This window comes from Sphingomonas sp. NPDC092440 (genome assembly GCF_044754985.1).
Classification (GTDB): Bacteria; Pseudomonadota; Alphaproteobacteria; order Sphingomonadales; family Sphingomonadaceae; genus Sphingomonas.
The window spans coordinates 137504-163891 of the sequence record NZ_JBIVQA010000003.1 but is presented as its reverse complement, the minus strand read 5'-3'; the positions used below and the strand labels follow the sequence as shown (position 1 = coordinate 163891).

The window sequence follows — 26388 nt, the reverse complement described above, 5'->3', positions numbered from 1 at the left end:
CTTCCCACGCGGGCGTTCGCGATGGGTGCGATCGGCCAGGGAAAGGAAGGGCACGCGCATCCGCCAGCAGGGAGCAGGCGAAATCCTAGTTTGCAAGTTCCGGAGCATGGCCGATCCGACACGGGCAAGTGCCCGGGTGTGCGAACCCAAACCGTGCCTGATCATCTACCGTCATCCCGGCCTTGCGCCGAGATCCCGCTCCTGCTTCCGCCGGCGAGATAGCGGGACCCCGGCGCAAGGCCGGGGTGACGAGGGAAGAATATGACTCCTCAACCCAGGCCCCTGCCCTCGCCTTCAAGGAACCCGCTCGGAACCAGCGAGACACGGCAAACGAGAAAAGCCCGCCGGATCACCGACGGGCCTTTGAAATGGTGGGCGCGGTAGGGATTGAACCTACGACCCCACCCGTGTGAAGGGTGTGCTCTACCACTGAGCTACGCGCCCATTGGCCAGGTCCTGAAACCCTTGGCGGCCGAAATGGGAAGCGGGCCTTTAGGCGGCACAGCCCCTGCTGTCCAGCCCCAAAGGCCCTTTAAATGCGGCTTAGTTGACCGCGTCCTTCAGGCCCTTGCCGGCCTTGAACTTGGGCTGGTTCGAGGCCTTGATGGTCATCGGCTCGCGGGTACGCGGGTTGCGGCCGGTCGAGGCCTTGCGCTTGCTGACCGAGAAGGTGCCGAAACCGACCAGGCGAACTTCGTCGCCCTTCTTGAGCGCGGCCTGGATCGCGTCGAACACGGCCTCCACGGCCTTGCTCGCATCGCCCTTGCCGAGCCCGGAGGTGTCGGCGACCTGGCCGATCAGCTCTTGCTTGTTCATTTCGTGATTTTCCCCCTCATGAATACGCAGAAATGCGCGAGTCGCGGCGGCGGGCCGAGCGATCACGTCAGCACGCCCCCGCCCGCGCTGTCAAAACGATTCAGCCCGCTTTTCCCTCGAAATGACGAAAAGGTTACGGTCACTCGAACATTAAGGACGGTGCCGCCCATCAATGATGGACGGCATCTCCCCTGCCCGTGCTGCCAGCGGGAGGCTGGGTCGCCAGCTCGTCGGCCTCGCTCCAGTCGATCGGCGTGAGCGCCTCGGTCAGCGCCAGGCGCAGCACTTCGTCGACATGCTTGACCGGCACGATCTCCAGCCCGTCGCGGATGTTCTGGGGGATCTCGGCGAGGTCCTTCTGGTTCTCTTCCGGGATCAGTACCGTCTTGATGCCGCCGCGCAGCGCCGCGAGCAGCTTCTCCTTCAGCCCGCCGATCGGCAGCACCCGCCCGCGGAGCGTGACTTCGCCGGTCATGGCGATGTCGCGCCGCACCGGCACGCCGGTCATCGTCGAGACGATCGCCGTCACCAGGCCGATGCCCGCCGACGGGCCGTCCTTGGGCACCGCGCCCTCGGGCAGATGGACATGGATGTCCTTGCGCCCGAACAGGCTCGGCTTGATCCCATAGGCCGGGCTCCGCGCCCGGACGAAGCTGAACGCGGCCTCGACCGATTCCTTCATCACGTCGCCCAGCTTGCCGGTCGTCTTGATCATGCCCTTGCCGGGCACGGTGACGCTCTCGATGGTCAGCAGCTCGCCGCCCACCTCGGTCCAGGCCAAGCCGGTGACCGCGCCGATCTGGTTCTCCTCCTCGCCCAGCTCGTGGCGATATCGGGGCACGCCGGCGAACTCCGAGAGATTGTCCGGCGTGATCGTCACCCGCTCGGCCTTGCCCTCCAGGATCTTGCGCAGCGCCTTGCGGGCGAGCTTGGCGATCTCGCGCTCGAGCGTGCGCACGCCCGCCTCGCGCGTGTATTTCTGGATCAGCGCGCGCAGCCCCTCGGGCGCGAGGGTGAACTCGCCTTCCTTCAGCCCGTGCGCCTCGATCTGCTTCTCGATCAGATGGCGCTCGGCGATCTCGACCTTCTCGTCCTCGGTATAGCCTTCGAGCCGGATGATCTCCATGCGGTCGAGCAGCGGCTGCGGCAGGTTCAGCGAGTTCGCCGTGCACACGAACATCACGTCCGAGAGATCGATGTCGATCTCCAGATAATGGTCGTTGAACTTGTTGTTCTGCTCCGGATCAAGCACCTCGAGCAGCGCGCTCGCGGGATCGCCGCGGAAATCCTGGCCGAGCTTGTCGATCTCGTCGAGCAGGAACAGCGGATTCGAGGTTCCGGCCTTTTTGAGGTTGGATACGATCTTGCCCGGCAGCGAGCCGATATAAGTGCGGCGATGGCCGCGGATCTCGGCCTCGTCGCGCACGCCGCCCAGCGACTGGCGGATGAACTCGCGCCCGGTCGCCTTGGCGATGCTCTTGCCCAGCGAGGTCTTGCCCACGCCCGGCGGGCCGACGAGGCACAGGATCGGCCCCTTCAGCTTGTTGGTGCGGGCCTGGACCGCGAGATATTCGACGATCCGGTCCTTGACCTTCTCGAGCGCGTAATGGTCCTCGTCGAGCACGTTCTGCGCCTCGGCGATGTCCTTCTTGAGCTTCGACTTCTTGCCCCAGGGCAGGCCCAGCAGCACATCGAGATAGTTGCGCACCACCGTCGCCTCGGCGCTCATCGGCGCCATGGTCTTGAGCTTCTTGAGCTCGCCCTGGGCCTTGGCGCGCGCTTCCTTGCTGAGCTTCAGCGTGGCGATCTTCTGGGTCAGCTCGGCGACTTCGTCGCCATCGCCTTCCTCGCCCTCATTGCCCAGCTCGCGCTGGATCGCCTTGAGCTGCTCGTTGAGATAATATTCGCGCTGCGTCTTCTCCATCTGGCGCTTCACGCGGCTGCGAATCTTCTTCTCGACCTGCAGCACGCCGAGTTCGCCCTCCATGAAGGCGAACACCATCTCGAGGCGCTTCATCGGATTGGTCTCGACGAGCAGCGACTGCTTCTCGGCGACCTTGACCGCAATGTTCGCGGCAACGGCATCGGCCAGGCGCGAGGCGTCCTCCAGCTCGGCGAGCTGCACCGCGGTCTCGGCCGGCAGCTTGCGGTTGAGCTTGGCGTAATTCTCGAACTGGTCGACCACCGAGCGCATCAGCGCCTGGATCTCGGCACCTTCGGCGGCATCGTCCTCGACCGGCGCGACGTTCGCCGTCAGATAGGCGCCGCCCTCCTCCATCGCGACCAGCACGCCGCGCTCCTTGCCGGCGACGAGCACGCGCACGGTGCCGTCGGGCAGCTTGAGCAGCTGGAGGACCTCGGCGGAAACGCCGGTATCGTACAGATCCTCGCGGCCGGGATCGTCCTCGGCCGGATCGAGCTGGGCGACGAGGAATATCTCCTTGTCGTCGGCCATCGCCGCCTCGAGCGCGGCGACCGACTTGTCGCGGCCCACGAACAGCGGCACGATCATGTGCGGGAAGACGACAATGTCCCGGAGGGGAAGAACGGGGTAGGAATGCTTCATGAATACTCCTGAGCCCGCACAGGGCTCCTCAGCACCATTATATGGGGGCCGGGCTGCCTGCATCAATCGCCGAACGCGGTTAGGTTGTGGAGTGTTGCTTCCCAATGCGGCACGGACAAGGGTTTTTGCGACCGCATCGGCCGGCCGCGCCACGGATTTCCCTTGCCGGCACGCCGCAAGGCCAGTTCAATTCCGCATCGCGCCCGACGCGCTCACCGCCTGATGGAGGCCCGCATCCGCACGTCCCCGTTCCTCGCCGCCTCGGCCCTGGCGCTCGCCGCCGCTCCCGCCGCCGCGCAGACGATCAAGCCGGGCGAACCGCCGCTCACCGCGCAGACGAGCAGCTCGGGCGGCCCGCTCGATCCGGTGCAGAAGCTGGTGCGCTTCCAGAGCGCCGATCTCCGGATCGAAGTGCTGCCCGACAGCCAGTCGATCCAGGGCGTGGGCACGCTGCGCTTCGTCGCGACCGCGCCGATCCGCACGCTGGTGATCGACCTCGACCGGAACCTGCCGGTTTCCGCGATCGCCATCGACGGCAAGCCGCTCCGGCCCGGGGCGTGGAGCAACCCCGAGGGCCGCATGACCGTCCAGCTCGGCAAGACGGTGCGCGCGGGCGGCACGGTAACCGCGGCGATCACCTATGGCGGCACGCCGCATACGGCCGTGCGCGCGCCCTGGGACGGCGGCTTCGTCTGGGCGAAGACGCCGCAGGGCCAGCCCTGGGTGGCGACGGCGGTGCAGATGGAAGGCTGCGACCTGTTCTGGCCGTGTATCGACTATCCCACCTACGAGCCCGATCATGTCGACCTGCACATCACCGTGCCCAAGGGGCTGAAGGCGATCTCGAACGGCGTGCTCAAGGGCACCGACACGCTGGCCGACGGCCGCTCGACCTGGAACTGGCACGTCACCGATCCGACGCTCTACGGCATCGCGCTCAATGTCGGTCCCTATGAAGTGATCTCGGGCGACTATAAGAGCCGCTTCGGCAACACGATCCCGATGTTCTACTGGTATCTGCCCGGCGAGGAGGCGCAGGCCAGGGGCCTGTTCGCGGAATTCGCCCCGACGCTCGACTTCTTCGAGACCATGATCGGCCCCTATCCGTTCGGCGACCAGAAGCTCGGCGTGGTCGAGACGCCGCACAAGGGCATGGAGCACATGACGGTCAATGCCTATGGCAACAAATACGCCAAGACTCCCTGGGGCTATGACGACCTGTTCCAGCACGAATTCGCGCATGAATGGTTCGCCAACCAGCTGACCGCGGGCAACTGGGACGATTTCTGGCTGCACGAAGGCACCGGCACCTATATGCAGCCGCTCTACGCCGAATGGCGAAGCGGCAAGGGCGACTATACCGCGATGCTGCTCCAGGAGCGCATCGGCATCCGCGCCAAATCGGCCATCGTCACCGGCAAGCCGCAATCGGCCGAGGAGGTGTACGAGGACAAGAACGGTCGCGGCGGCGACATCTACACCAAGGGCAGCTGGACGCTGCACACGCTGCGCAACCTGATCGGCGACAAGGCCTTTTTCGACGGGCTGCGGCTGGCGATCTACGGCCGCACCGATCCCCGGCCGGGCAACTTCAAGCCGCTCTACCGGAGCACGCCCGAGTTCATCGCCTTCATGGAGCAGACCTCGGGCCGCAAGCTGCAATGGTTCTTCGACGTCTATCTGTACCAGGCCGCGCTGCCCGAGCTGCTGGCCGAGCGGAAGGGCGACCGGCTGACGCTGGCCTGGAAGACGCCGGGCGACCGGCCCTTCCCCATGCCGGTGGAGGTGCAGGTGGGTGACCGGCTGGTCACGCTGGCGATGGCTGGCGGCAGCGACACGATCGACTTGCCGGCGGGCGCGCATTACGTCGTCGATCCCTGGTCGAAGATCCTGAAGCGCTCCGCCGATATCGACGCGTTCCAGGCGTGGCGCGCGGCGCAGACATCGCGCTAAGGAGGTTCCGATGCATCCGTCTCTCCTCGTCGCTTCGGCACTTGCTCTCGCCGCCACGGCCGCGCAGGCCCAGACCGTCAAGCCCGGCGAGCCGCCGCTGACGCCGACCACGAAGGAATCGGGCGGCCCGATCAGCCCCGAGCGCGCCGCGCTGCACCTCGACCATGCCGATCTCGCGATCGAGGTCTTCCCGGCGACGCAGCGCATCGCCGGCGTCGCGACGCTGACCATCACCAGCGCGATCGCGCAGAAGGCGCTCCAGATCGATCTCGACCGCAACCTGCCCGTCACCGCGATCAGCGTGGACGGCACGGCGCTCGCGCCGGCCGACTGGTCGAACCCCGAGGGCCGGCTGATGGTCACCCTGCCCCGCCCGCTCAAGGCCGGCGGCAAGGCAGTGGTGAAGATCAGCTATGGCGGCACCCCGCACGTCGCGGTCCGTCCGCCCTGGGACGACGGCATGGTCTGGGCCAGGACTCCGGGGCCCGATCGCCAGCCCTGGATCGCCAGCACCGCCGAAGGCTATGGCTGCGACCTGTTCTGGCCTTGCCTCGACTTTCCCAGGGGCGAGCCTGACATGGTCGACCTGCACGTCACCGTGCCCAAGGACCTGAAGGTCGCGGGCAACGGCAAGCTGATCGGCACCGACATGCTGCCCGACGGCCGCTCGACCTGGCATTGGCGCGCGCGCAGCCCCAATCCCTATTCGGTGACGCTCCAGATCGCCCCCTACAAGCTGATCCAGGCCGACTATAAGAGCCGCTTCGGCAACGTGATCCCGATGGAATATTGGTACATCCCCGGGCGCGACGAGAAGGCGAGGAAGCTGTTCGCCGAATTCGCGCCCGCGCTCGATTTCTACGAGCGCGTGATCGGGCCCTATCCCTGGAGCGACGAGAAGATGGGCGTGGCCGAGACCCCGCATCTCGGCATGGAGCACCAGACGATCAACGCCTATGGCAACGACTACAAGCAATATCCCTCGGGCTTCGACGAGATCTTCCAGCACGAGCTGGGCCATGAATGGTTCGGCAACCAGATGTCCGCCGGCAACTGGGACGATTACTGGCTGCACGAGGGCTTCGCGCAGTACATGCAGCCGCTCTACGGCCGCTGGCGCGAGGGCGAGGCGCGCTATGCAGTGATGATGGACGAATTCCGCCTCCAGATCACCAACCATGCCCCGATCGTCTCCGGCCAGATCCGCACCGAGGAGCAGGTGTACGAGGAAGCGAATGGCGGGCCGGGCCAGGACATCTACGTCAAGGGTGCCTGGATCCTCCACACGCTGCGCAACCTGATCGGCGACGACAGGTTCTTCGATGCGACGCGCCGGCTCGTCTATGGCCGCCCCGATCCCAGGCCGGGCAATTTCACCCCGCGCTTCGCCTCCACACCGGACTTCATCAAGATCGTGAACGACGTGACCGGCCGCGACATGCAATGGTTCTTCGACGTCTATCTCTACCAGGCGCCGCTGCCCGAACTGGTCGAGGCGCGCCAGGGCGACACGCTGACGCTGCGCTGGAAGGTGGCGAACGACAAGCCCTTCCCGCTGCCGGTCGAAGTCTCGGTCGACGGCAAGCTGCGCATGGTCGAGATGCCGGGCGGCACCGCGACGCTGAACGTGCCGGCCGATGCCCATGTCGTCGTCGATCCGGACTCGCGGATCCTCAAATATTCGGCGGCCGTCGAAGCCTATCAGGGCTATGCCTATCGGAGGTGATCATGATCGCGCTCGTCCATCCCGAACCTACCAGCATCTACGCGGTCGCCGCGCTTTTCGGCAGCATGTTCGTCTGGGTCGCGGCACTGCTCGCCGCCAAGGGCAGGCGCGGCGCAGCGGGCACCGAAGTGACGAGCAAACGCGATTCGGGCTCGATGCTCGGCGTCGCGGTGCAGGCGCTCGGGTTTCTCGTAGTGGGATTCGGCCCGCTCGAGCTGGTCCTGGGCACGCCGGACCTGCGCGCGATCGCGCAGTTCGCCGCCGTCCTGGTGCTGATGGCCGGCGTGATCGGGCTGTTCATCGCCTCTTCGCGCGCCATGGGGCGCAACTGGGCGATCGTCGCGCGCACCCGCGAAGACCATCAGCTCGTCACCTGGGGGCCCTTCGCGGTGGTCCGCAATCCGATCTATGTCGCGCTGTTCGTCTGGATCCTCGTGATGGCGCTCGCGCTCGGCCATTGGCGCGGGCTGATCCTGGGGATCCCGCTCTACTGGCTCGGCACCTGGATGCGCGTCCGCCGCGAGGAGAAGCTCCTCCGCGCGCAATTCGGCGCCGCCTATGACGCCTATGCCGCGCGCGTGAAGCGCTTCGTGCCCGGGCTGATCTAGGGGCGAGCCCCTGTCAGCTAACCCCGTCATTCCAGCTTTCGCGGGGATGACGGGGTTTGCTGATCGAGTCGTGACCCTGGAGCAGGTGCCGGGGATAGCCCCCGGCACGCAACCCTATTCCTCGATCACCGCGCCATCCGGCCGCAGCACCTTGGCGAGGACGAAGGCGAACCCGATCTGCCAGGGCGTGTAGATCTTGAGCAGCTGGATCCAGTTGCTCGGGAAGGCTTCGTTCGTCGAGCCGGTGGTCATGTAGAGATAGACGACCAGCGCGCCGAGGCCCGCCAGCATCGCCGTGCCGAACACGGCGAAGATCATCGGCGCGACGCCGCGCCGGCCGAGGCCGCTGCCCAGCACGAACAGCAGGGCAAGGCCCGCCCCCACGCCACCGCCGATCAGGCCGAACCGCATCGGATCGGTGGACGCGTTGACCTGGTTCGCCAGCTGGGCGCCCGCCCAGTGCGCGAAGGTGAGGCCGACGATCAGCACGATGACCTTCATCGCCAGCTTGTGGCCCCGCCCGGCCCAGACCAGGGGCAAGGTGAGCAGGGGTGTGAGCCACACGGCCGCGTTGGCGACATTCGCCAGGGTGAGCACGCACAACCCGGCGATGAAGAACAGGTGGCCGAGGATCAGCCACTTGAATGCCGTGCCCGCGGCGGAATCGAGGGCAAGATTGAACGACGAATGATACTCGCGGGGATCTTCATCCGCGAGGATTGCAGCATCAGACATAGGAACACTCCTCTATCCGGCCAATACACCTAGGGTGCGCCTCATCTTGAGTCGCGTCAACCGTCAACAAAGGCCGATCTTGCAGTGCAGCGAGCTTCGCGCGACATTCCGATCCGTTGAGCCGACATACCGGGGGGAAGCATGGCGGACGAAGCGCTCTGGAACACCGACCTCGCGCCGACCGGGCCCGGGCAACGCAGCTGGGCATGGTATCATTATGCCGCGCTGTGGATCGGCATGATCGTCGCCGTGCCCGCCTGGATGCTCGCCGCCGGGCTGGTCGAGCAGGGCATGTCCGCCGGCCAGGCCGCCTTCACCGTGCTGCTGGGCAACGTCATCGTGCTCGTGCCGATGCTGCTGATCGGCCATGCCGGCGCCCGGCACGGCATCCCCTATGCGGTGCTCGTCCGCGCCGCGTTCGGCACGGCCGGGGCCCGGCTGCCCGCCCTGGCCCGCGCGCTGGTCGCCTGTGGCTGGTACGGCATCCAGACCTGGATCGGCGGCGAGGCGCTGCTCACTCTGCTCGGCGTGCTGGTCGGCGCCGATCTGCGCGGCGCCCCGCTTCCCTTGCTCGGCATCGGGATCGGGCAGCTGATCGCCTTCCTCCTCTTCTGGTCGCTCCAGCTCTTCTTCGTGCGCAAGGGGCTGCTCACCATCCGCCGGCTGGAAACCTGGACCGCGCCCGCCAAGATCCTGGTCTGCATCGCCCTGGTCTGGTGGGCGGTGCAGGCGGCGGGCGGGCTCGGCCCCATCTTCCACGCCCCTTCCGCCTTCGTGCAGGGCGGGGCGAAGGCGGGGCAGTTCTGGGCGGTGTTCTGGCCCGCGCTCACCGCGATGATCGGCTATTGGGCAACGCTCGCGCTCAACATCCCCGACTTCACGCGCTTCGCCCGCTCGCAGCGCGACCAGCTGATCGGCCAGTCGCTCGGCCTGCCGCCGATGATGGGGTTGATCGCGCTCGCCAGCGTGATCACCACCAGCGCCACCGTGGTGATCTATGGCGAGGCGATCTGGGACCCGGTCGCGCTCTCCGGCCGGTTCGAGGGGCCGCTGGTGCTGCTCGGGCTGATCGTGATCAGCATCGACACCATCTCGTGCAACATCGCCGCCAACCTCGTTTCCGCTTCCTATGACTTCTCCTCGCTCTGGCCGGCCCGGATCAGCTACCGCACCGGCGGCATGATCACCGCGGCGATCGCGATCCTGATGATGCCGTGGAAGCTGCTCGCGTCCACGGGCGGCTATATCTTCGTCTGGCTCGCCGGCTATTCGGCGCTGCTGGGGCCGATCGCCGGCATCCTGATCGCCGATTACTGGCTGATCCGCCGGACCGAGCTGCGAGTGGACGATCTCTATCGCACGGACGGCGCCTATGCCTATCGCCGCGGCTGGAACCCCGCGGCGCTGATCGCCTTCGCGGCCGGGGTGCTGCCCAACCTGCCCGGCTTCCTCGCCACCGCCGCGCCCGGGGCCTTCGCCGTCGGGCCGGTATGGATGGCGATCTACACCTGGGCCTGGTTCGTCGGGCTGGCCATCGCGCTGCTCGTCTATCTCGCGCTGATGCGGCTCAGCCCGCGGGTCGCCGCCCCAGCCGCATGAGCCAGGCCAGGAAGAACGCCAGACATGCCTGCCAGGGCAGATGCACGCACTCCAGCCAGAAGACGAAGCCCGCCGATTTGAGCTGATAGCCATGGGCACCGGTGAGCAGCAGCCCCTGTGCCATGCCGAACGCGCCGAGCAGGGTGAGCGCGACGATGCCGAGCAGGATGATCGCGCGGCTGCCGGCATGGAAGGGCGCCAGGCGCAGCGGCAGGAGCAGCATCAGCGCCAGCGTGCCGCCGGCGAACCCGCCCACCGCCCCGGTGCCGAGATCCTCGACATAGGCCCGGGGATCGGGCTCGAGCGCGAAGCTGATCGAGGCATGCCGCCAGGCGAGATAATTGGCCGCGACATGCGCGAAGGTGAGCGCCGCGGTGAAATAGAGCAGCCGGCGCGCCCAGCCGCGCTGCCGCGCGCTCGCGAAGAGATAGGGCATGCCGAACAGCGGCGTGAGATACAGGCTGGGACCGATCACCGGCGCCAGCACCACCTTCGGATCGGGATAGAGCAGGATCGCAAGCGCCAGCGCCACCGCATAGACCACCGCGCCGACCAGCAGCCAGGTGAAGGCGTGCCGGAAACGGACATTGCGGCGCCGCGCCTGCGCGGCGGCAAGTCTGGCCGCTTTGCTCAACGCCGCCCCCCGATCCCCATCCGCAGCATGATGCCAGAGGCTGGTCGCAGAGCAAGCCCGCCGAGTTGACGACGGGGCCAGGGTGAGAACCCAAACAAGCCGTTGAAACTCCACCCGTCATCCCCGCGCAGGCGGGGATCCAGGGTAGTTCGGGATGATCGAAGCAATCACGCGCATGCTTGCCGGAAACGGCAAAGCGAACCTCGCGCCCCTTGCCCTTGGCCCTGCATCCCCGCCTGCGCGGGGATGACGAGGAAGGGATAGCGGGGGTGACGGTAGAAAATCAGATACTTGCTTGAGTTCTCAACCTAGCGCCTTTCATCCGGCACGCGCCTCACAAATCTTCGTAATGCGCGCGGACCCGGGTGAAATGCTCGAGCGTCTTCGGATTTCGCTGCTGCAGCTCGCCGATCCATCCCGCGCATTTGTCATAGACATATCGGATATTACCGCGGAGCGTCTTGGCGATAATCCGCTCGTCGAACTCACCATAGATGATACCGACGGAGATGAACTCGAAGAAATTCACCAGATATCGCATGCCGCGGACGGCATTGATCTTGACCGGATCGTGCGAGGTAGCGAATTCGGCGACCAGTGCCTCGGTAATCTTGAGCCCGACAAAGCCCGCGTTGAAATCCGCCAGCGCCTGGCTGAATGCCGGCTGCGAAAAACGCGCCGCGACGATGTCGAGCGTATGCTTCGATCGCGTATTGCGATGTGCGACCCAGCTCGAAACGCCCCAGCCGGCAGCGGCAGCGGTGATCGCAAACAGGCCGATGACGCCGTTCAGCGCGGACGAGGCGACAAGCGCCTTCCACTCGATCGTTTGCAGAAGCGCTATCGCCGCCATGCCCGCCGTCGTCGCAAGCGCCCCTGCGAGCCAGAGGCTGGCGCCAAGCGGGTTCTTTATCGAAACACGATAATATTCGGAGAAGGACGAATGCCGCGCGATGACCCGCTGCACCATTTCATCGGCCATGCGCTGATACAGCGCACGATCCATAGTGGAGACACGGTGGAGATCGAACGCCGCCTCGCCTTCTCCGCGCAGGATTGCGAGGCAGATCTGCTTTTGGATGGCGTGACGATGCACCGGCACCGGAGCTCCATACGAAAACAGCCCCTTGCGGGGCTGTTTGGTTAAGCATCGGCCTGTGCGTCAGCCGCCAGGCACGTCTTCCATGGCAGGCTTCGCATTCATGGTGCCAAGGGCCATATGCGTCATCCTATCACCTTCCCGCCAAGCGCAATGCTTCAACGCCGATATAGCGCAGAGTTTCCTAACCCGCAATTATCAGCCCGCCTTTTCCTTCTTGGCATAGACGCGCACCGGCTCCTTGGTGCCGCCGACCACGTCCTTGTCGACCACGACCTCGTCCACCCCGTCCATCGACGGCAGGTCGAACATCGTGTCGAGCAGGATGCCCTCCAGGATCGAGCGGAGGCCACGCGCGCCGGTCTTGCGCTCGATCGCCTTCTTCGAGACCGCGGTGAGCGCATCGTCGTTGAAGCCGAGCTTCACGCCCTCCATGTCGAACAGCTTCTGATACTGCTTGACCAGCGCGTTCTTCGGCTCGGTGAGGATCTTGATCAGCGCCTCGACGTCGAGATCCTCGAGCGTCGCGATCACCGGCAGGCGGCCGACAAATTCGGGGATCAGGCCGAACTTGAGCAGATCCTCCGGCTCGACCTGCTTCAGCATCTCGCCGGTGCGGCGCTCGTCCGGTGCCGCGACATGCGCGCCGAAGCCGATCGACTTGCCCTGCAGGCGATCGCCGATGATCTTCTCGAGGCCCGAGAAAGCACCGCCGCAGATGAACAGGATGTTCGTCGTGTCCACCTGCAGGAATTCCTGCTGCGGATGCTTGCGGCCGCCCTGCGGCGGAACCGAAGCCGTGGTGCCTTCCATCAGCTTGAGCAGCGCCTGCTGCACGCCCTCGCCCGAGACGTCGCGGGTGATCGACGGGTTCTCGGCCTTGCGGCTGATCTTGTCGATCTCGTCGATATAGACGATGCCGCGCTGCGCCCGCTCGACATTATAGTCCGAGGCCTGGAGCAGCTTGAGGATGATGTTCTCCACGTCCTCGCCGACATAGCCGGCTTCGGTGAGCGTGGTGGCGTCCGCCATGGTGAACGGCACGTCGAGGATGCGCGCCAGCGTCTGCGCGAGCAGCGTCTTGCCGCAGCCGGTGGGGCCGACGAGCAGGATGTTCGACTTGGAGAGCTCGACGTCCGCGCCCTTGGCGCCGTGGTTCAGCCGCTTGTAATGGTTGTGCACCGCCACCGAGAGCACGCGCTTGGCGCGCTTCTGGCCGATCACATAATCGTCGAGGACGTCGCAGATCTCCTGCGGCGTCGGAACCCCGCCGTCCTTCTTGCTGACGAGCGCGGACTTGGTCTCTTCGCGAATGATGTCGTTGCAGAGCTCCACGCACTCGTCGCAGATGAACACGGTCGGGCCCGCGATGAGCTTGCGCACCTCGTGCTGCGACTTGCCGCAGAACGAGCAGTAGAGCGTGCTCTTCGAGTCACCGCCGCTGAGCTTGGTCATTCAATCCATCCTTGGTGCGCCGCGCGCACGTTACGCCACCCGCCATCCTACACGCGGGAGATTATCCGGCAAACCCGGAATCTGGCTATTACACCAGACTCCTTAAACAGCTCCTGACGATCAGGCCGCCGCGGCTTCGCCGTCGGTGGGGACCGGCCGCTTCTCGTACACTTCGTCGACCAGGCCGAATTCCTTGGCCTCATTCGCCTCCAGGAAAGTGTCGCGGTCCATCGCGCGCTCGATCCTGTCGAGCGGCTGGCCGGTATACTTCACATAGAGATCGTTCATCCGCGCGCGGATCCGCAGGATCTCCTTGGCCTGGATCTCGATGTCCGAAGCCATGCCCTGGGCGCCGCCCGAGGGCTGGTGGATCATGATCCGGGCATTGGTGAGCGCCACGCGCAGGCCCGGCTCGCCCGAGGCGAGCAGGAAGCTGCCCATCGAGGCCGCCTGGCCGATGCAGACCGTGCCGACGCGCGGACGGATATACTGCATGGTGTCGTGGATCGCCATGCCGGCGGTCACCACGCCGCCCGGCGAGTTGATGTACATCCAGATGTCCTTCTTCGGGTTCTCGGACTCGAGGAAGAGCAGCTGGGCGGTGATCAGCGAGGCCATATGGTCCTCGACAGGGCCGGTCACGAAGACGATTCGCTCGCGCAGCAGGCGCGAATAGATGTCGAAGCTGCGCTCGCCGCGGCTCGACTGCTCGATGACGATGGGAACGAGACCGCCGGTGACGGGGTCGATGGTCATCTGACCGGAAAGCGGATGCATGGGTGAAAATCTCGTTATATCTGTTTGCCCGGCCCAACATCGGCGCTTGGCGAGCGGAGTTCAAGCCTTGGTTATGGTTAGTCGCGACAAGGGCTTTCGCGGAGGGGCCGTCACGGGCGAACGGGCGGATGCCCTGCCAGGGGCACGCCCCCGCGCCCGCACTGCCTTGAAGGCGCAACGCTGCCGTCCCATGATGGCATCATGACGACGCACAAGGTCCTGGTCACCGGCGGCTCCGGCTTCGTGGGCAGCCATGTCATCCTCCAGCTGCTGGCGGCGGGACACGATGTCCGCACCACCGTCCGCAGCCTCGCCCGCGAGCCGCAGGTCCGCGCGACGCTCGAGCGGGCCGGCGCCGATACGCGCCGCCTGAGCTTCGTCGCCGCCGATCTGGAGCAGGACGAAGGCTGGGCGGAGGCCGCGGCCGGCCGCGACTATGTGCAGCACGTCGCCTCCCCCTTCCCGCAGAGCCAGCCCGCGGACGAGCAGGAGCTGATCCGACCGGCGGTGGACGGCACGCTCCGGGTGCTGCGGGCGGCGCGCGACGCCGGCGTGAAGCGCGTCGTGCTCACCTCCAGCTTCGCCGCGATCGGCTATGGCCATGGCCAGCGCCAAAGCGACTATACCGAAGCGGACTGGACCGATGTGAACGGCCCGGCCGTCCAGCCCTATATGAAGTCCAAGACGCTCGCCGAGCGCGCGGCGTGGGACTTCGTCGCGGCAGAGGGCAACGGGCTCGAGCTGGCGGTGGTCAATCCCGTCGGCATCTTCGGCCCCGCGCTCAACGACGATCTCTCCACTTCGATCTGGCTGGTGAAGTCGATGCTCGAGGGCAAGATGCCCGGCCTGCCCGATTTGTGGTTCGGCGTCGTCGACGTGCGCGACGTGGCCGGCCTGCAGATCGAGGCGATGACGCATGCCGGCGCAGCGGGCGAGCGCTTCCTCGCCGTGGCGGGCAAGGCCGTCTCGATTCCCGAGATGGCGGATATCCTGCGCACCGATCTGGGCGATGCGGCCCGCAACATCACGCGCCGCCGCATCCCGAGCTGGCTGGTGCGCGTCCTCGCCCTGTTCAATCCGATGGCGCGCGAGGCGGCGCCGCGGCTCGGCATCCGGGCCAATGCCAGCAACGTCAAGGCGCGCAAGCTGCTCGACTGGCAGCCGCGCGGCAATGCGGAGGCGATCCTCGCCTCCGCGCACAGCCTGATCGCGCTGGGACTGGTGGAAACCCGCCGCTGATCGCTTTGGGCCGGAGCACTTTCGGTAATTGTCCCCTTGGAACGAGTGGCGCCATGCATCCTCCCGGCTTGGCCAGGATGGTTGGAGGAATAGGGGGAGGGCCTGACATCCTGTCCGTTCCCCGGCGAAGGCCGGGGAACTGCCTTTGGAGGGAATTCGCTGAGCCTCGACCCATCTCGATAACGGGATCCTTGTCCAAAGGGGGATAAGCGCCAACGCTTCCGGCCCCATTGTTTCGGATCGACCTTTGCCCGCCTTCCCCTTACACGGGCACGAACCTTGCCTGGATGCGCGCCTTGGTCAGCCAATCGATGCCCGACGATCCCATACGCCTCCTCCTCGTCGAAGATGACGAACCGCTGCGCCGGCTGCTGACGGACCAGCTGCGGGAGCGCGGCTATGCGGTCCAATCGGTTGCCGATGGGCGCGCGGCGATCACCGCGATCGGCGACGATCCGTTCGACATCGTGATCCTCGACCGGATGCTCCCGTTCGTCGACGGAGTCGACGTGCTGCGCTGGCTGCGCGAGCAGGAAGTCATGACGCCGGTGATCCTGCTGACGGCGCTCGGCCGGCTTCCCGAGCGGGTGGAAGGGCTGGAGGCGGGTGCCGACGACTATGTCGTGAAGCCGTTCGAGACCGACGAGCTCCATGCACGCATCCGCGCCCTGCTCCGCCGCCGCCAGGCCAATGGCACCGACAGCGCGACGGTGACCGCGGGCGACGTCACGGTGAGCGTCGCCCGGCACCGGGTCACGCGCGCCGGCCGGCCGATCGAGCTGCACAAGACCGAGATCAAGCTGCTCGCCGAGCTCGTCCGCGAGGCGGGCACGGTGCTCACCCGGCCGCTGCTGCTCGAGCGCGTCTGGGGCTATGATTTCGTCCCCACCACCAACATCGTCGACGCCTATATCCGGCGCCTGCGCCAGCGGCTCGAGCTGCCCGGCCTGCCCGATCCGATCGTGACCGTGCGCGGAGTCGGCTATATGTTCCGCGCCTGAGCCATGGCGCCGCCTCGCTCGCTCCGGGCGATCGCGCTCGCCTTCCTCACCGCCATAGCGCTCGCGACGGTGCTGACCTGCGCCGGAGTCTATCTGGCCCTTGTCGGCGCGATCGATCGACAGGTGGACAAGCGGCTGCAGGGACAAGCCGCGGAGCTGCTCGCCGACGATCCCGATCAGACGCTGCTCATGCACCGGATCGCGCAGGAGACCCGGCGGCGCGACAGCGGTGACATCGGCTTCCTGCTGACCGACGCGAGCGGCAGGCACCTGGCCGGCAACATGACGCCCGCGCACGGCTTCCCCCAGGGCCTCTCGACGATCGACCGGAGCGCCGGCATCCATGGCCTCACCCGCGGACGGGCACTGGTGCACGCGCTGCCGAATGGCCTGACCCTGGCATTGGCGGCGGAGAGCGAGCCGATCGATCATCACGATTCGCACCGCATGCTGATCCTCTCGTCGGGCTTCGGCACGATCCTGCTGCTCGTGGCGCTGGGCACGCTCGCGCTCGGCCTCGCGATCCGGCGCAATATCGAAGCGGTGCGCAAGGCAGCGGAAGCGATCGTCGACGGCGACCTGCGCGCGCGCGTGCCGGTCGAGCGGGCGGGCTCGGCATTCGGCCGCCAGGCCGAGGCGTTCAATCACATGCTCGATCGGATCGAGGCGCTGATGACAAGCCTCTCCCAGATCTCCAACGACGTCGCGCACGATCTGCGCACGCCGCTGGCCCGGCTCCACGGCCAGCTTGCCGGGCTCGGCGCCCAGCCCGGCGCCGATGCGCTCCGCCCCCAAATCGAGGAAGCGATGGCGCAGAGCGAGGAGATACTGGCGATGTTCGCCGCGATCCTGCGCATCACCGAAGTCGAGGGCGGCGACCGCCGGTCGATGTTCCGCCGGCTCGACCTGGCGGAGATCGCCGCGGGGGCAGCCGAGGCACTCGAGGTCCTGGCGGACGAGAGGGGCCAGACGCTTCGCCTCGGCCCCTGGGACAGCGCGCCGGTCGAGGGGGACGCGCGGCTGCTCACCCAGCTCGTCGTCAACCTGATCGAGAACGCAGTCAATCACACGCCGCCGGGCGCCATGCTCGCAGTGTCGGTGGCGCGGGAAGCCGATGCCGCCGTCCTCACCATCGCCGACAACGGCCCCGGCATCGCTCCGGACGAGCATGCGCGCGCGCTGCGCCGCTTCGGCCGGCTTGAGCATAGCCGCAACCGCCCCGGGCACGGGCTCGGCCTGCCGCTGGTGCAGGCGATCGCCGTGCTCCATCGCGGCGCGCTCGAGCTGACGGACAACCGGCCCGGCCTGCGCGTCCGCGTCTGCCTGCCGCTCGCCCAATGAGAAACGGCCCGGACGGATAACCGCCCGGGCCGCCTTTCGCGCAATCCGCTCCCCGGCTCGTCGCCGGGGACCGGGGATCAGAACTTGACGCTCGCCTCCGCGCCGAAGGTGCGCGGCGGGTTGAAATTGGCATAGTCGCCCAGAATGCCGCCATAGTTGGTCGAGACCAGGGTGGTGCCATTATAGTTGTACACCGGCGACGAGTTCGCGTTCGACCGGCGATAGATATAGGTTTTGTCGAGCAGGTTGCGGGCCCACAGCGACAGAGTCACCTGCGCGCTGTCGTTCATCTTGATGTCCGCCAGCGCGATACGGCCGTTCACGACGAAGCTCGGATCGGTCTTGGTCGGCTCGAGCTGGAAGCTGTACTGGCTGCTGGCATAGTTGGCATCGAGGTGCAGGCGCAGATTGGCACCGCCCGCGATGGCGAGCGGCATCACATAGTCGATCGCGCCCGACGCCGCGTTCTTCGGCGTATAGACGATGTAGAGCTGCTGCGGCAGGCCGCCGGTGAACGGGTTCACCGCCGAAGGCGCCTTCCAATAGGTATAGGCATAGGAAGCCGACAGCGTCAGCCCGGCGGTCGGCTTCACCGTCAGATCGGCTTCGATGCCGCGGATCTTGGTGTTGCCGGCATTCTGGGTCTGCTCGATGTGCGCGCCGTTGGTCGGGTTGGGGACCGCGGTGCCGTTGGGCAGCGTGATCGTCGCCGCCGTATCGAACAGGTCGAAGTCGAACTGCGTGTTGCTGCGGTCCATGATGTAGCCGGCGATGTTCAGGCGGGCATGATGGTCGAAGAAGTCCATCTTCGCCCCGACCTCGTACGACTTCACCGATTCCGGACCGAAGGCGTTGAAGCTCTGCGACCGGTCGTTGGCGCCGCCGGCACGGAAGCCGGTCGAATATTTGGCGTAGAGGTGGACGTCCCGAGTCGCATCGTACGAGATGTTGAACATCGGATCGAAGCGGCTGATGCTGTTCTCGAAGGTGAAGCCCTGCACCGCGTTGTTCACCACATAGAGCGCACCACGGCGCTTGTCCTTGGTGAAGCGGCCGCCGGCGGTGAAGTGCAGCCCGGTGCCTTCCGGCGAGAAGGTCAGGTTGCCGAACGCCGAATAGTTATGATCCCAGGCCTTGCTGGCGCGGGTGATGAACTGGCAGCTGTTCGTGAACTGCGGGACGGTCGCGGCCAGGGTGTTGTTGCACGACGGCGCATAGGGCTGATAGCCCGAATTGGCCGAGCTGATGTTCCCGGTCACCGAGCTGTCGATGATCGGGCTGCGGATGGTGTAGGCCGTGCCGGCCGCGTTCCACTGGTTGCTGAGCGGCGTCGCGGCATATTCGGTTGCGTGCTCGGTGAAATAATAGGCGCCGAGGACGAAATCGAACTGGTCGAAGGTACCGACCGCCTGGAATTCCTGGCTGAACTGGTGCTGCTTCAGGAACGACAGGCTGTAGCGGCTGAAGTTCGCGTTCGGCGCATAGGTGCTGCGCTCCGGACCGCCCGAATTGTCCCACTGGTCGGTGCTGACGCCGCGCCACGCGGTGATCGAGCGCAGCTCGAGGCCCGGGGCGACCTTGTACTTCAGGTTCGAAGTGAAGCCGTGCGTGATGTCCACGCTCGGCTGCTGCGGCACGCCGACATCGGCGACCTTCTGGCGCTCCGGATGCACCCCGACCGCGGGCGCGAGCGGCGCGACGCAGGGAAGACGGCCGGCCGCGGCCTGGGCCGCGGTGATGGTGCCGCCGCAAGCGGTGGCGGTGCCCGGCAGATACAGAGTGGTGCCGAGCGTGCCGCCCGCCGGCGTATAGGTGCCGACGGTGTAGTTGTTCGGATTATAGTTGATCAGCTGGCTGAACTGCGGGGTGTTCTCGTCCTTCGCATAATCATAGGAGAAGTCCGCAGTCAGGCCATCGAACGGCGTCCAGCGCGCAGCGGCGCGGCCGCCCTTGCGATCATAATAGTTCCAGCCGACCGAGCCCGCGAGCGGGTCCTTCACCGTCGGATCCTGGTGCTGGTACACGCCGTCGAACTTCAGCGCGATGTTGAAGAACGCCGGCAGGTCGAGATGGATGTCCGCGTTGCGGCTGCCATAATTGCCGAGTCCCGCGGTCATGCGCGCGCCGAACTCGCCGGTGGGCGCCTTGGTGACCATCGAGAGCGCGCCGCCTTCGGTGTTGCGGCCGAACAGCGTGCCCTGCGGGCCCTTCAGGACTTCGATGCGCTCGATGTCGAACAGCGCGGCATTGAGGCCCTGGGTCTTACCGAGCGCGACGCCGTCGATATAGACGCTGACGCCGCCGTCGCGGGCCGTCTGGTTCTGGTCATAGGGAACGATGCCGCGGATGCCGATGGTCAGCGCCGACTGGCGCGCCTCGAACGTCGCGACACGCAGCGACGGCACCGTGCCGTCGGCCAGGTTGAACAGGCTCTGGACGTGGCGATCCTGAAGCGCCTCGGTGCTCAGCACCGAGATCGAGATCGGCGTCTGCTGGAGGTTGGTCTCGCGACGCTGCGCCGTGACGATGATCTCGCCCAGGCCGCCCTGGTCGCTGTTGTCGGCCTGAGCGGCGGCGGTCGCCGCCGCCTGGTCCTGCGCCAGCGCCGGCGTCGCGGACAGCGCGAGCAGCGTCGCGCCCGCGAGCAGCGACAGACGGAAGCGGGAAACGTTCTGCATATGGGTAACCCCCCTCAGGTTCATTCCTGATCGGGGCGCCCCTACGCATTGCAGTTGGCATTATTGTTACAATGACAGCAGCCGTAAAGTAATGACCTTTTCATTTTCGTTTCATTTAACGAAAATCAAACAATAAATTCAATAAAACCATTAACAGATTAAATAATCACCTCAGGTCAATTGACTGCCGCTATCGAAGTTTCTTTTCCAAAACAGGCCAACCCCAGGAGACACGCGCCCATGGAAAAGCAATCCGGCGAGGCATGACCTCATCAGATCGGATACGCCCAGAATGTGGATCTCGATTCGCGCGGAGCGCCTATTTGAGCGGCCCCGGTTGCGCCAGATAGGCGAGCCGCCGCACCTCGCGCCGCCCGCGCACCACCGTGTCCAGGATCAGTCCGGTGAACAGGTTGAGGAAGGAAAGGATCATCAATCCCGTCGCCAGGATCGCCGTGGGGAAGCGCGGCACCAGTCCGGTCTCGAACCAGGTGACGGCCAGCGGAATGCTGAGCCCCACCGCCAGCGCGGCGAACACCGTGGCGATCCAGCCGAAGAACAGCATCGGCCGCTCGATCCGGTAGAGCACCGCAATCGTCTTCAGGATCCGCCAACCGTCGCGATAGGTGCTGAGCTTGGACTCCGATCCCTCGGGCCGGGCGAAGTAGCGCGTCTCCACCTCGCCCACCGGCATCTTCAGCTCCAGGGCATGGACGCTGATCTCGGTCTCGATCTCGAAGCCGGCGGACAGCACCGGGAAGCTCTTCACGAAACGGCGGGAGAAGACGCGATAGCCCGAGAAGATATCGGTGAAGCTGCGGCCGAACAGCCTGGCGAGGATGCCGGTCATCATCCGGTTGCCGAGCACGTGCCCGCGACGATAGGCCTCGGCCGCCTCGTGCACGCGCGTGCCGACGATCATGTCGAGCCCCTCCTCCGCCACCCGCGCCACCATGGCGGGCGCCGCGGCCGGATCATAGGTCGCATCGCCGTCCGCCATCACATAGATATCGGCCTCGACATCGGCGAACATCCGGCGGACGACATTGCCCTTGCCCTGCATCCGCTCGCTGCGGACCACCGCGCCGGCCGCCCGCGCGACTTCGATCGTGCGGTCGCGGCTGTTGTTGTCATAGACGTAGATGGCCGCATCCGGCAGCGCCTTGCGGAACCCCTCGATCGTCTGCGCGATCGCGGCTTCTTCATTGTAGCAGGGCAGGATAACGGCGACGGTCGGCTTGCTCATGCGCCAGCCATAGGGCGGAAATGGTTACCGTTCGACACCAATTTCATCTTGGCAAGCCGCAAGGCCCCGCGCATCCTTTCGCGAAAGGGGGAACGCGCATGGAAACACGAAGCCTGCGGCTGTTGACGGCGGCCGTCATCGCGATGGTGGTTATCGATGCGTTCTACAAGCCGCTGATGTTCGGCGGCGCACGGCTGTTCCCCGTCTTCTATTCCGCCGTGATCGCGCCGAACGCCGACGGCCTCAACGGGATCGCCGCGCTGATCAAGCTCGCGACGATCGTGCTGTTCTGCATGTGGATCCATCGCGCCGGCCGCAACCTGATCGCTTTCGGCTTCGACGCGCTCGAGTTCACCCCGGGCGCACGCATCTGGTGGTTCGCGGTGCCGATCGCGAATCTCTTCGTGCCCTATCAGGGCATGCGCGAGTTGTGGAATGCCAGCCATGGCCGCCAGGACCTTGGCCATAACGAGCCGATCGTCGCCATCTGGTGGGGTCTGTGGCTCCTCCACGGCTTTGCGGCCGCGATCGCCATGATCTTCACGCGCGGCGACGATCAGGCCGGGTTCTGGGCGCAGGGCGTTGCCGACGTCGCGCTCGCGCTGGTCGCCATCCAGATGCTGCGCGAGATCGTGGCCGCGCAAGCCCGCCTGCGTGGGCCGGAACTCGCCCGGGTCTTCGCCTGAAGATCGGTGCGATCGGCGTGCACATCCGGCCAGTCTGGTCACCGCTGTAGTGACGATCCCGCGGATCGCCCGCCCCCATACGGGCAGCCGCCCTCCGACCTCGGGCAGGCCTTCTGATCCGAAAAGCAAAGGGCGATTATCCCCTTGAGACAAGGAGTGCCCCAATAGCCGTCATCCCCGCGCAGGCGGCGACCCATTCCGGCTGTCGGAGGCGATGGAGCCGGAACCGCAGCGCCAATGGATCCCGCCTTCGCGGAGATGGCAGAGAGGTATTTGTCCCAGCGGGATAAGCGCCAAAGCAAAGGCCCCCGCTCCACCAGGGAGCGAGGGCCTTGCATTTCCCTAGAAGGAGAAGGGCCTCAGTCGGCCTTCTTCTTCGCCGGCGCCTTCTTGGCGGGCTTGGCCTCGTCCTCGCCCTCGGCCTCATCCGCCTTCTTGGCCGGAGCCTTTTTGGCGGCCGGCTTCTTGGCCGCCTCGGCTTCGGCCGGCTCGGCGTCGGCCTTCTTCGCCTTGGCGGCGGGCTTCTTCTCGGCCTTGGCCTCGCCCTCGCCGGCTTCCGCCTTCTTCGACTTGCGCGGCTTGTGGTTGTCGTGGTCGTGCGTGTGGGTGCCGGTGTCGAAACCCTCATCGCTCTCGATCGCGGCTTCCAGCTCCTCGCGAGTCACTTCGCGGTCGCTGATCTCGGCCTTGTCGAACAGGAAGTCGACCACCTTGTCCTCGAACAGCGGCGCGCGCAGCTGGGCGGCGGCCATCGGCTCGTTGCGGACATATTGGTAGAAGCGCTCGCGATCGTTCGGGCTGTACTGGGCAGCGGCCTGCGCGATCAGCTGGTTCATCTCGTTCGGCGTGACCTCGACACCGTTGGCGGTCCCGATCTCCGAGAGGAGCAGGCCCAGGCGCACGCGGCGCTCGGCGATCTTCACGTAATCGGCGCGCTCGGCTTCCAGCTCCTCCTTCGCCGCGGCCGGATCGGCCTCATGCTCGGCCTCGTGCTGGAGCTGGTGCCAGATCTGGTCGAACTCGGCATCGACCATCGAGGGCGGAACCTCGAAGTCATGGCCGGCCGCCAGCTGATCGAGCAGCTTGCGCTTCATATAGGTGCGGGTCAGGCCGTTCAGCTGCTGCTCGAGCTGGCCCTTGAGCAGGCCGGTGAGCTGCTCCAGGCTCTGCAGGCCCAGCGTCTTGGCGAAATCATCGTTGATCTCGGTCTCGCCGGCGGTCTTCACCGCGGTGATCTTGAGCGCGAACTGCGCCGGCTTGCCGGCCAGGTCAGGCACGCCGTAATCGGCCGGGAAGGCGACGTCGATCGTCTTCTCGTCGCCGGTCTTCACGCCGACGAGCTGGTCCTCGAAGCCCGGGATCAGGCGGCCGGTGCCGATCTCGACCGACATGTCGGTGCCGGTACCGCCGTCAAAGGCGATTCCGTCGACGGTGCCGGCGAAGTCCATGGTCACCTGGTCGCCCTCGGCGGCCTTGTGCTTGGCCGGGGCGTCGACCCAGGCCTTTTGCTGGCCGGCCAGCTGCTTGAGCTGGGTGTTGACCTCTTCCTCGCTGACCGGAACGGTCAGGCGCTCGAGCTTCAGGCCGTCGATCGCGGGAGTCGGGACGTCCGGCAGGACCTCCAGCTCGACCTTGATCTCGGCATCGCCGCCGGGCGCATATTCGCCTTCCAGGCTCACCGACGGCGACACGGCCGGGCGCAGCTTGTGGTCGGCGATCAGCTTCTGCACGCCTTCCTGGATCGAGCTGTTGAGCGCGTCCTGCGCGATCGCCTCGCCATGCATCTTGCGGATCAGGTTGGTCGGCACCTTGCCCGGGCGGAAGCCCGGCATGCGGACCTGCGGGGCAACCCGCTTGACCTCGGCATCGACCTTCGAATCGATGTCCTTGGCAGTGATCTTGAGCGTGTAGGCGCGCTTCAGGCCCTCGTTCAACGTCTCGACAGTCTGCATTTTTCTCAGGCTTCCAAACTTCAGAAAAGGTCTCGCGGCGTCCGGTGACGCGGGAAACGAGCGGCGATGCTGGTGCGGGCGAAGGGACTCGAACCCCCACACCTTTCGATACCAGAACCTAAATCTGGCGCGTCTACCAGTTCCGCCACGCCCGCATAGGGCACCGCCGGTCGGCGGGCTCTATAGCAGTCGGGGCCTTCATCGCAAGGGCGCAGGCAACTTCATCGCGACGCGAAGCGTTGGTCTACCGAAACAAGGAGACTGATCGTGCCTGTTGAGCCGCCCGTCCAGCCCACCGTGCCGCCCGCCGAGCAACCCCCGGCGCCGCATCCGGGCCAGCCGACGAGCCCGCCTCCCGAACTCGATCCGCCGGCGCCGGACATCGACGTGCCCGCACCACAGCCGGCCACGCCCGCGGTGCCCGCGCCCGGCCAGCCGATTGCCCGACAGGAAGAGAGAGGATGAACGACAATGATCGTGAAGACCCGCCCTTCGATCTCGCGCAGATCACCGAAACCCGAGGCGGCGGCGCCATGGGGAGCCCAGCCGGTCGCCGTTCACCGATGGAGTCCATAGCGGCAGCGGGCGGCGCCCGCGGCATAGGACACCAGGATTCGGACCAGCAATAACTCCCGGCCATCCATGATCGACAAGCATCTGAAGAAGCTCCGGCTGCGCTGCGAAATCGGCGCTCCGGAGGAGGAAGCGCTTCGTGCCGCGCTGCAGGGGCCGTTCGTCCATGCGGCCGAGCAGGTGATCGTGCGCCGCGGAGAGCGGCTGAACAGCTCGATCCTGCTGCTCGACGGGCTGCTGGCGCGCTACAAGGACCTCAGCAACGGCCAGCGCCAGATCACCCATCTGCACGTGCCGGGCGATTTCGCCGATCTGCACGGCTATACGCTCGGCTATCTCGATCACAATGTGATCACCCTCACGCCCTGCCGCATCGCCCGCGCGCCGCACGCCAAGGTGACGGAGATCACCAGCCGCTTCCCGGCCCTCACGCGTGCCTTCTGGTTCTCGACCAATCTCGACGCGAGCATCCATCGCGAATGGGAAGTCTCGCTCGGCCGGCGCAACGCGATCGAGCGCGCCGCGCACCTGCTCTGCGAGTTGCAGTCGCGGCTGCTCGCCGTCGGCGCGGCGGAAGGCAGCAGTTTCGGCCTGCCGATCACCCAGAACCAGTTCGCCGAATGCCTGGGCCTTACCGGGGTCCATGTGAACCGCGTGCTGCGCGAGTTGCGCGAGGCGGGCCTGGCCGATTTTCGCGGCGGCCGGGTGACCATCCACAACCGGCCGGGACTGGAAGCGGTTGCCGAGTTCGACCCGCTCTATTTGTATCTCGATCGGCCGGCGAACTAAGGTTCGCCGGCATCCTCGCCCTTCAAGGGCTTCGAGACCGGGCAGACTTCCTTCGTCTTCCCGTTCGCCTATTTGCCGACCGTCATGGTCGGCGGGCTGGTGGCATTGCCGCTCTACTGGCTACTCCACTGCCCCGGCATCGCGCGCGGCTGGGTGGCGCCGCTCGCGGGCCTTGTCGCCGGGATTGCCGGCATGTCGTGGCTCGACGAACCAGCCGGCGGCCACCCGCTTGCTATGCGGCGGCGGGGATTGCAGGTGGATTCGCCTTCTGGCGGCACCTGCGCGCTAGTTCGCCACCCGCCGGGCCGTCAGGATTTTCACCTGCGTCGCCGGAACCTCGCCCTTGAAATAGCCTCCCAGCGTGGCCGTGGCCGAATTGGGGGCGTCGAAGATCTTGAGCACCACATCCTTGCCGTCGACGACATGGGCGAAGGCCGCATAGCCGAGATTGTCGCCCGGCTTGCTCGGATCGGCATCGAACGAAGGCTGGTCGCCCAGCAGGATGGTGAAGTCACCCGCGGCGGTGCCGGGCGCGCGGCGCGGAGTCGAAAGCGTGAAGTCGGTATGCTTGATGCCGGTAAGCGTGGTCGGCTCATGCTTGATCGGCGGCAGCACCTTGCCCCGCGCATTGTTCACGCCGAACTGCACGAAGCCGAAATGGTCCTGCACCTTCACGACCCGGTAGAAGGGTGCGCCGTCGAGCCGCTTCTGGTCGACATAGCGCAGGAAGTTGTTCCCGCTGATCGGCGCATGGACATTGTCCACCTCCACCGTGATCGTTCCGGCACTGGTGACCAGCGCGACGCGGGGCAATGTGGGGGCCGGCGCGGACGAAGGCGCCGGCGTCTGGGCCAGCGCCGGGACGGCGAGCAACAGGCTCATCAAGCCACATAGCAGGCGAAGCATGACCTCTCC

21 protein-coding genes and 2 tRNA genes are annotated in these 26388 nt (G+C 66.2%); 10 read left to right on the top strand and 13 right to left on the bottom strand.

The genetic code is table 11. From position 1 onward, the window contains the following. Positions 1–369: 369 nt before the first annotated feature. The 3 genes from ACIQCS_RS06110 to lon all read right to left on the bottom strand — a co-directional run bounded on the left by ACIQCS_RS06110 (position 370) and on the right by lon (position 3382). A tRNA-Val gene (locus tag ACIQCS_RS06110) sits at positions 370–444 on the bottom strand. Positions 445–543: 99 nt separating this feature from the next. Continuing rightward, positions 544–816 carry an HU family DNA-binding protein gene (locus tag ACIQCS_RS06105; protein ID WP_086129015.1) on the bottom strand — a complete coding sequence of 91 codons (273 nt, stop codon included), beginning with the start codon at positions 814–816 and terminating at the stop codon, positions 544–546. A 169-nt stretch (positions 817–985) separates the two neighbouring features. Continuing rightward, positions 986–3382: an endopeptidase La gene (gene lon / locus ACIQCS_RS06100; protein ID WP_345851130.1), complete on the bottom strand. Its 2397-nt coding sequence runs from the start codon at positions 3380–3382 to the stop codon at positions 986–988. A gap of 222 nt (positions 3383–3604) precedes the next feature. On the opposite strand from lon, the gene ACIQCS_RS06095 reads away from it, so the two are divergent. The 3 genes from ACIQCS_RS06095 to ACIQCS_RS06085 are packed head-to-tail and all read left to right on the top strand — an operon-like array spanning position 3605 to position 7669. Further along, on the top strand, positions 3605–5335 hold the full coding sequence (locus ACIQCS_RS06095; protein WP_345851129.1) for a M1 family metallopeptidase: 1731 nt from the start codon (positions 3605–3607) through the stop codon (positions 5333–5335). 10 nt (positions 5336–5345) lie between these two features. Beyond that, on the top strand, positions 5346–7061 hold the full coding sequence (locus tag ACIQCS_RS06090) for a M1 family metallopeptidase (RefSeq protein WP_345851127.1): 1716 nt from the start codon (positions 5346–5348) through the stop codon (positions 7059–7061). A gap of 2 nt (positions 7062–7063) precedes the next feature. Next, entirely contained in the window at positions 7064–7669 is a 606-nt protein-coding gene (locus ACIQCS_RS06085) for an isoprenylcysteine carboxylmethyltransferase family protein (RefSeq protein WP_345851126.1), read from the top strand. Positions 7670–7783: 114 nt separating this feature from the next. Here the strand turns inward: ACIQCS_RS06085 and ACIQCS_RS06080 are convergent, their stop codons facing one another. Beyond that, positions 7784–8404, bottom strand: a complete 621-nt coding sequence (locus ACIQCS_RS06080) for a hypothetical protein (RefSeq protein WP_345851124.1) — start codon at positions 8402–8404, stop codon at positions 7784–7786. Between the two features lie 141 nt (positions 8405–8545). Between ACIQCS_RS06080 and ACIQCS_RS06075 the strand changes: the two genes are divergently transcribed. Beyond that, positions 8546–10003: an NCS1 family nucleobase:cation symporter-1 gene (locus ACIQCS_RS06075; RefSeq protein ID WP_345851122.1), complete on the top strand. Its 1458-nt coding sequence runs from the start codon at positions 8546–8548 to the stop codon at positions 10001–10003. Here ACIQCS_RS06075 and ACIQCS_RS06070 read toward each other — a convergent pair. From ACIQCS_RS06070 to ACIQCS_RS06055, 4 genes are all read right to left on the bottom strand, one after another. After that, entirely contained in the window at positions 9972–10637 is a 666-nt protein-coding gene (locus tag ACIQCS_RS06070) for a hypothetical protein (RefSeq protein ID WP_345851120.1), read from the bottom strand. The two genes, ACIQCS_RS06075 and ACIQCS_RS06070, sit on opposite strands and share 32 nt — an antisense overlap. A gap of 334 nt (positions 10638–10971) precedes the next feature. After that, positions 10972–11739 carry a DUF4760 domain-containing protein gene (locus ACIQCS_RS06065; RefSeq protein WP_345851119.1) on the bottom strand — a complete coding sequence of 256 codons (768 nt, stop codon included), beginning with the start codon at positions 11737–11739 and terminating at the stop codon, positions 10972–10974. Positions 11740–11934: 195 nt separating this feature from the next. Then, complete coding sequence (clpX, locus tag ACIQCS_RS06060) at positions 11935–13191, bottom strand: ATP-dependent Clp protease ATP-binding subunit ClpX (protein WP_137864312.1); 1257 nt, start codon at positions 13189–13191, stop codon at positions 11935–11937. 120 nt (positions 13192–13311) lie between these two features. Continuing rightward, on the bottom strand, positions 13312–13968 hold the full coding sequence (locus tag ACIQCS_RS06055; protein ID WP_401530316.1) for an ATP-dependent Clp protease proteolytic subunit: 657 nt from the start codon (positions 13966–13968) through the stop codon (positions 13312–13314). A 201-nt stretch (positions 13969–14169) separates the two neighbouring features. Here ACIQCS_RS06055 and ACIQCS_RS06050 point away from each other — a divergent pair, with 201 nt between their 5' ends. The 3 genes from ACIQCS_RS06050 to ACIQCS_RS06040 all read left to right on the top strand — a co-directional run bounded on the left by ACIQCS_RS06050 (position 14170) and on the right by ACIQCS_RS06040 (position 17549). Continuing rightward, positions 14170–15207, top strand: coding sequence for an aldehyde reductase (locus tag ACIQCS_RS06050; RefSeq protein ID WP_345851117.1), 1038 nt, complete (start codon positions 14170–14172; stop codon positions 15205–15207). A 296-nt stretch (positions 15208–15503) separates the two neighbouring features. Beyond that, the gene (locus tag ACIQCS_RS06045) at positions 15504–16208 is read left to right on the top strand and encodes a response regulator transcription factor (RefSeq protein WP_401530314.1); all 705 of its coding nucleotides are present in this window, start codon (positions 15504–15506) and stop codon (positions 16206–16208) included. 3 nt (positions 16209–16211) lie between these two features. Next, positions 16212–17549: an ATP-binding protein gene (locus ACIQCS_RS06040; RefSeq protein ID WP_345851115.1), complete on the top strand. Its 1338-nt coding sequence runs from the start codon at positions 16212–16214 to the stop codon at positions 17547–17549. A gap of 77 nt (positions 17550–17626) precedes the next feature. On the opposite strand, the gene ACIQCS_RS06035 is transcribed toward ACIQCS_RS06040, so the two are convergent. After that, positions 17627–20227 carry a TonB-dependent receptor gene (locus ACIQCS_RS06035; RefSeq protein WP_345851113.1) on the bottom strand — a complete coding sequence of 867 codons (2601 nt, stop codon included), beginning with the start codon at positions 20225–20227 and terminating at the stop codon, positions 17627–17629. A 319-nt stretch (positions 20228–20546) separates the two neighbouring features. Next, positions 20547–21473, bottom strand: a complete 927-nt coding sequence (locus ACIQCS_RS06030; protein ID WP_345851112.1) for a glycosyltransferase family 2 protein — start codon at positions 21471–21473, stop codon at positions 20547–20549. 98 nt (positions 21474–21571) lie between these two features. Here ACIQCS_RS06030 and ACIQCS_RS06025 point away from each other — a divergent pair, with 98 nt between their 5' ends. Beyond that, positions 21572–22159, top strand: coding sequence for a DUF4328 domain-containing protein (locus tag ACIQCS_RS06025; protein WP_345851110.1), 588 nt, complete (start codon positions 21572–21574; stop codon positions 22157–22159). A 359-nt stretch (positions 22160–22518) separates the two neighbouring features. Here the strand turns inward: ACIQCS_RS06025 and tig are convergent, their stop codons facing one another. Both tig and ACIQCS_RS06015 read right to left on the bottom strand, forming a co-directional pair. Continuing rightward, a complete protein-coding gene (tig, locus tag ACIQCS_RS06020; RefSeq protein WP_345851109.1) occupies positions 22519–24111 on the bottom strand; it encodes a trigger factor in 1593 nt (530 codons plus the stop codon). 70 nt (positions 24112–24181) lie between these two features. Then, a tRNA-Leu gene (locus ACIQCS_RS06015) sits at positions 24182–24266 on the bottom strand. 112 nt (positions 24267–24378) lie between these two features. Between ACIQCS_RS06015 and ACIQCS_RS06010 the strand changes: the two genes are divergently transcribed. Both ACIQCS_RS06010 and ACIQCS_RS06005 read left to right on the top strand, forming a co-directional pair. Further along, entirely contained in the window at positions 24379–24576 is a 198-nt protein-coding gene (locus ACIQCS_RS06010; RefSeq protein ID WP_345851107.1) for a hypothetical protein, read from the top strand. A 177-nt stretch (positions 24577–24753) separates the two neighbouring features. Further along, positions 24754–25473, top strand: coding sequence for a Crp/Fnr family transcriptional regulator (locus ACIQCS_RS06005; RefSeq protein ID WP_345851106.1), 720 nt, complete (start codon positions 24754–24756; stop codon positions 25471–25473). 285 nt (positions 25474–25758) lie between these two features. On the opposite strand, the gene ACIQCS_RS06000 is transcribed toward ACIQCS_RS06005, so the two are convergent. After that, on the bottom strand, positions 25759–26379 hold the full coding sequence (locus ACIQCS_RS06000) for a peptidylprolyl isomerase (RefSeq protein ID WP_345851105.1): 621 nt from the start codon (positions 26377–26379) through the stop codon (positions 25759–25761). Between the last annotated feature and the right edge of the window lie 9 nt (positions 26380–26388).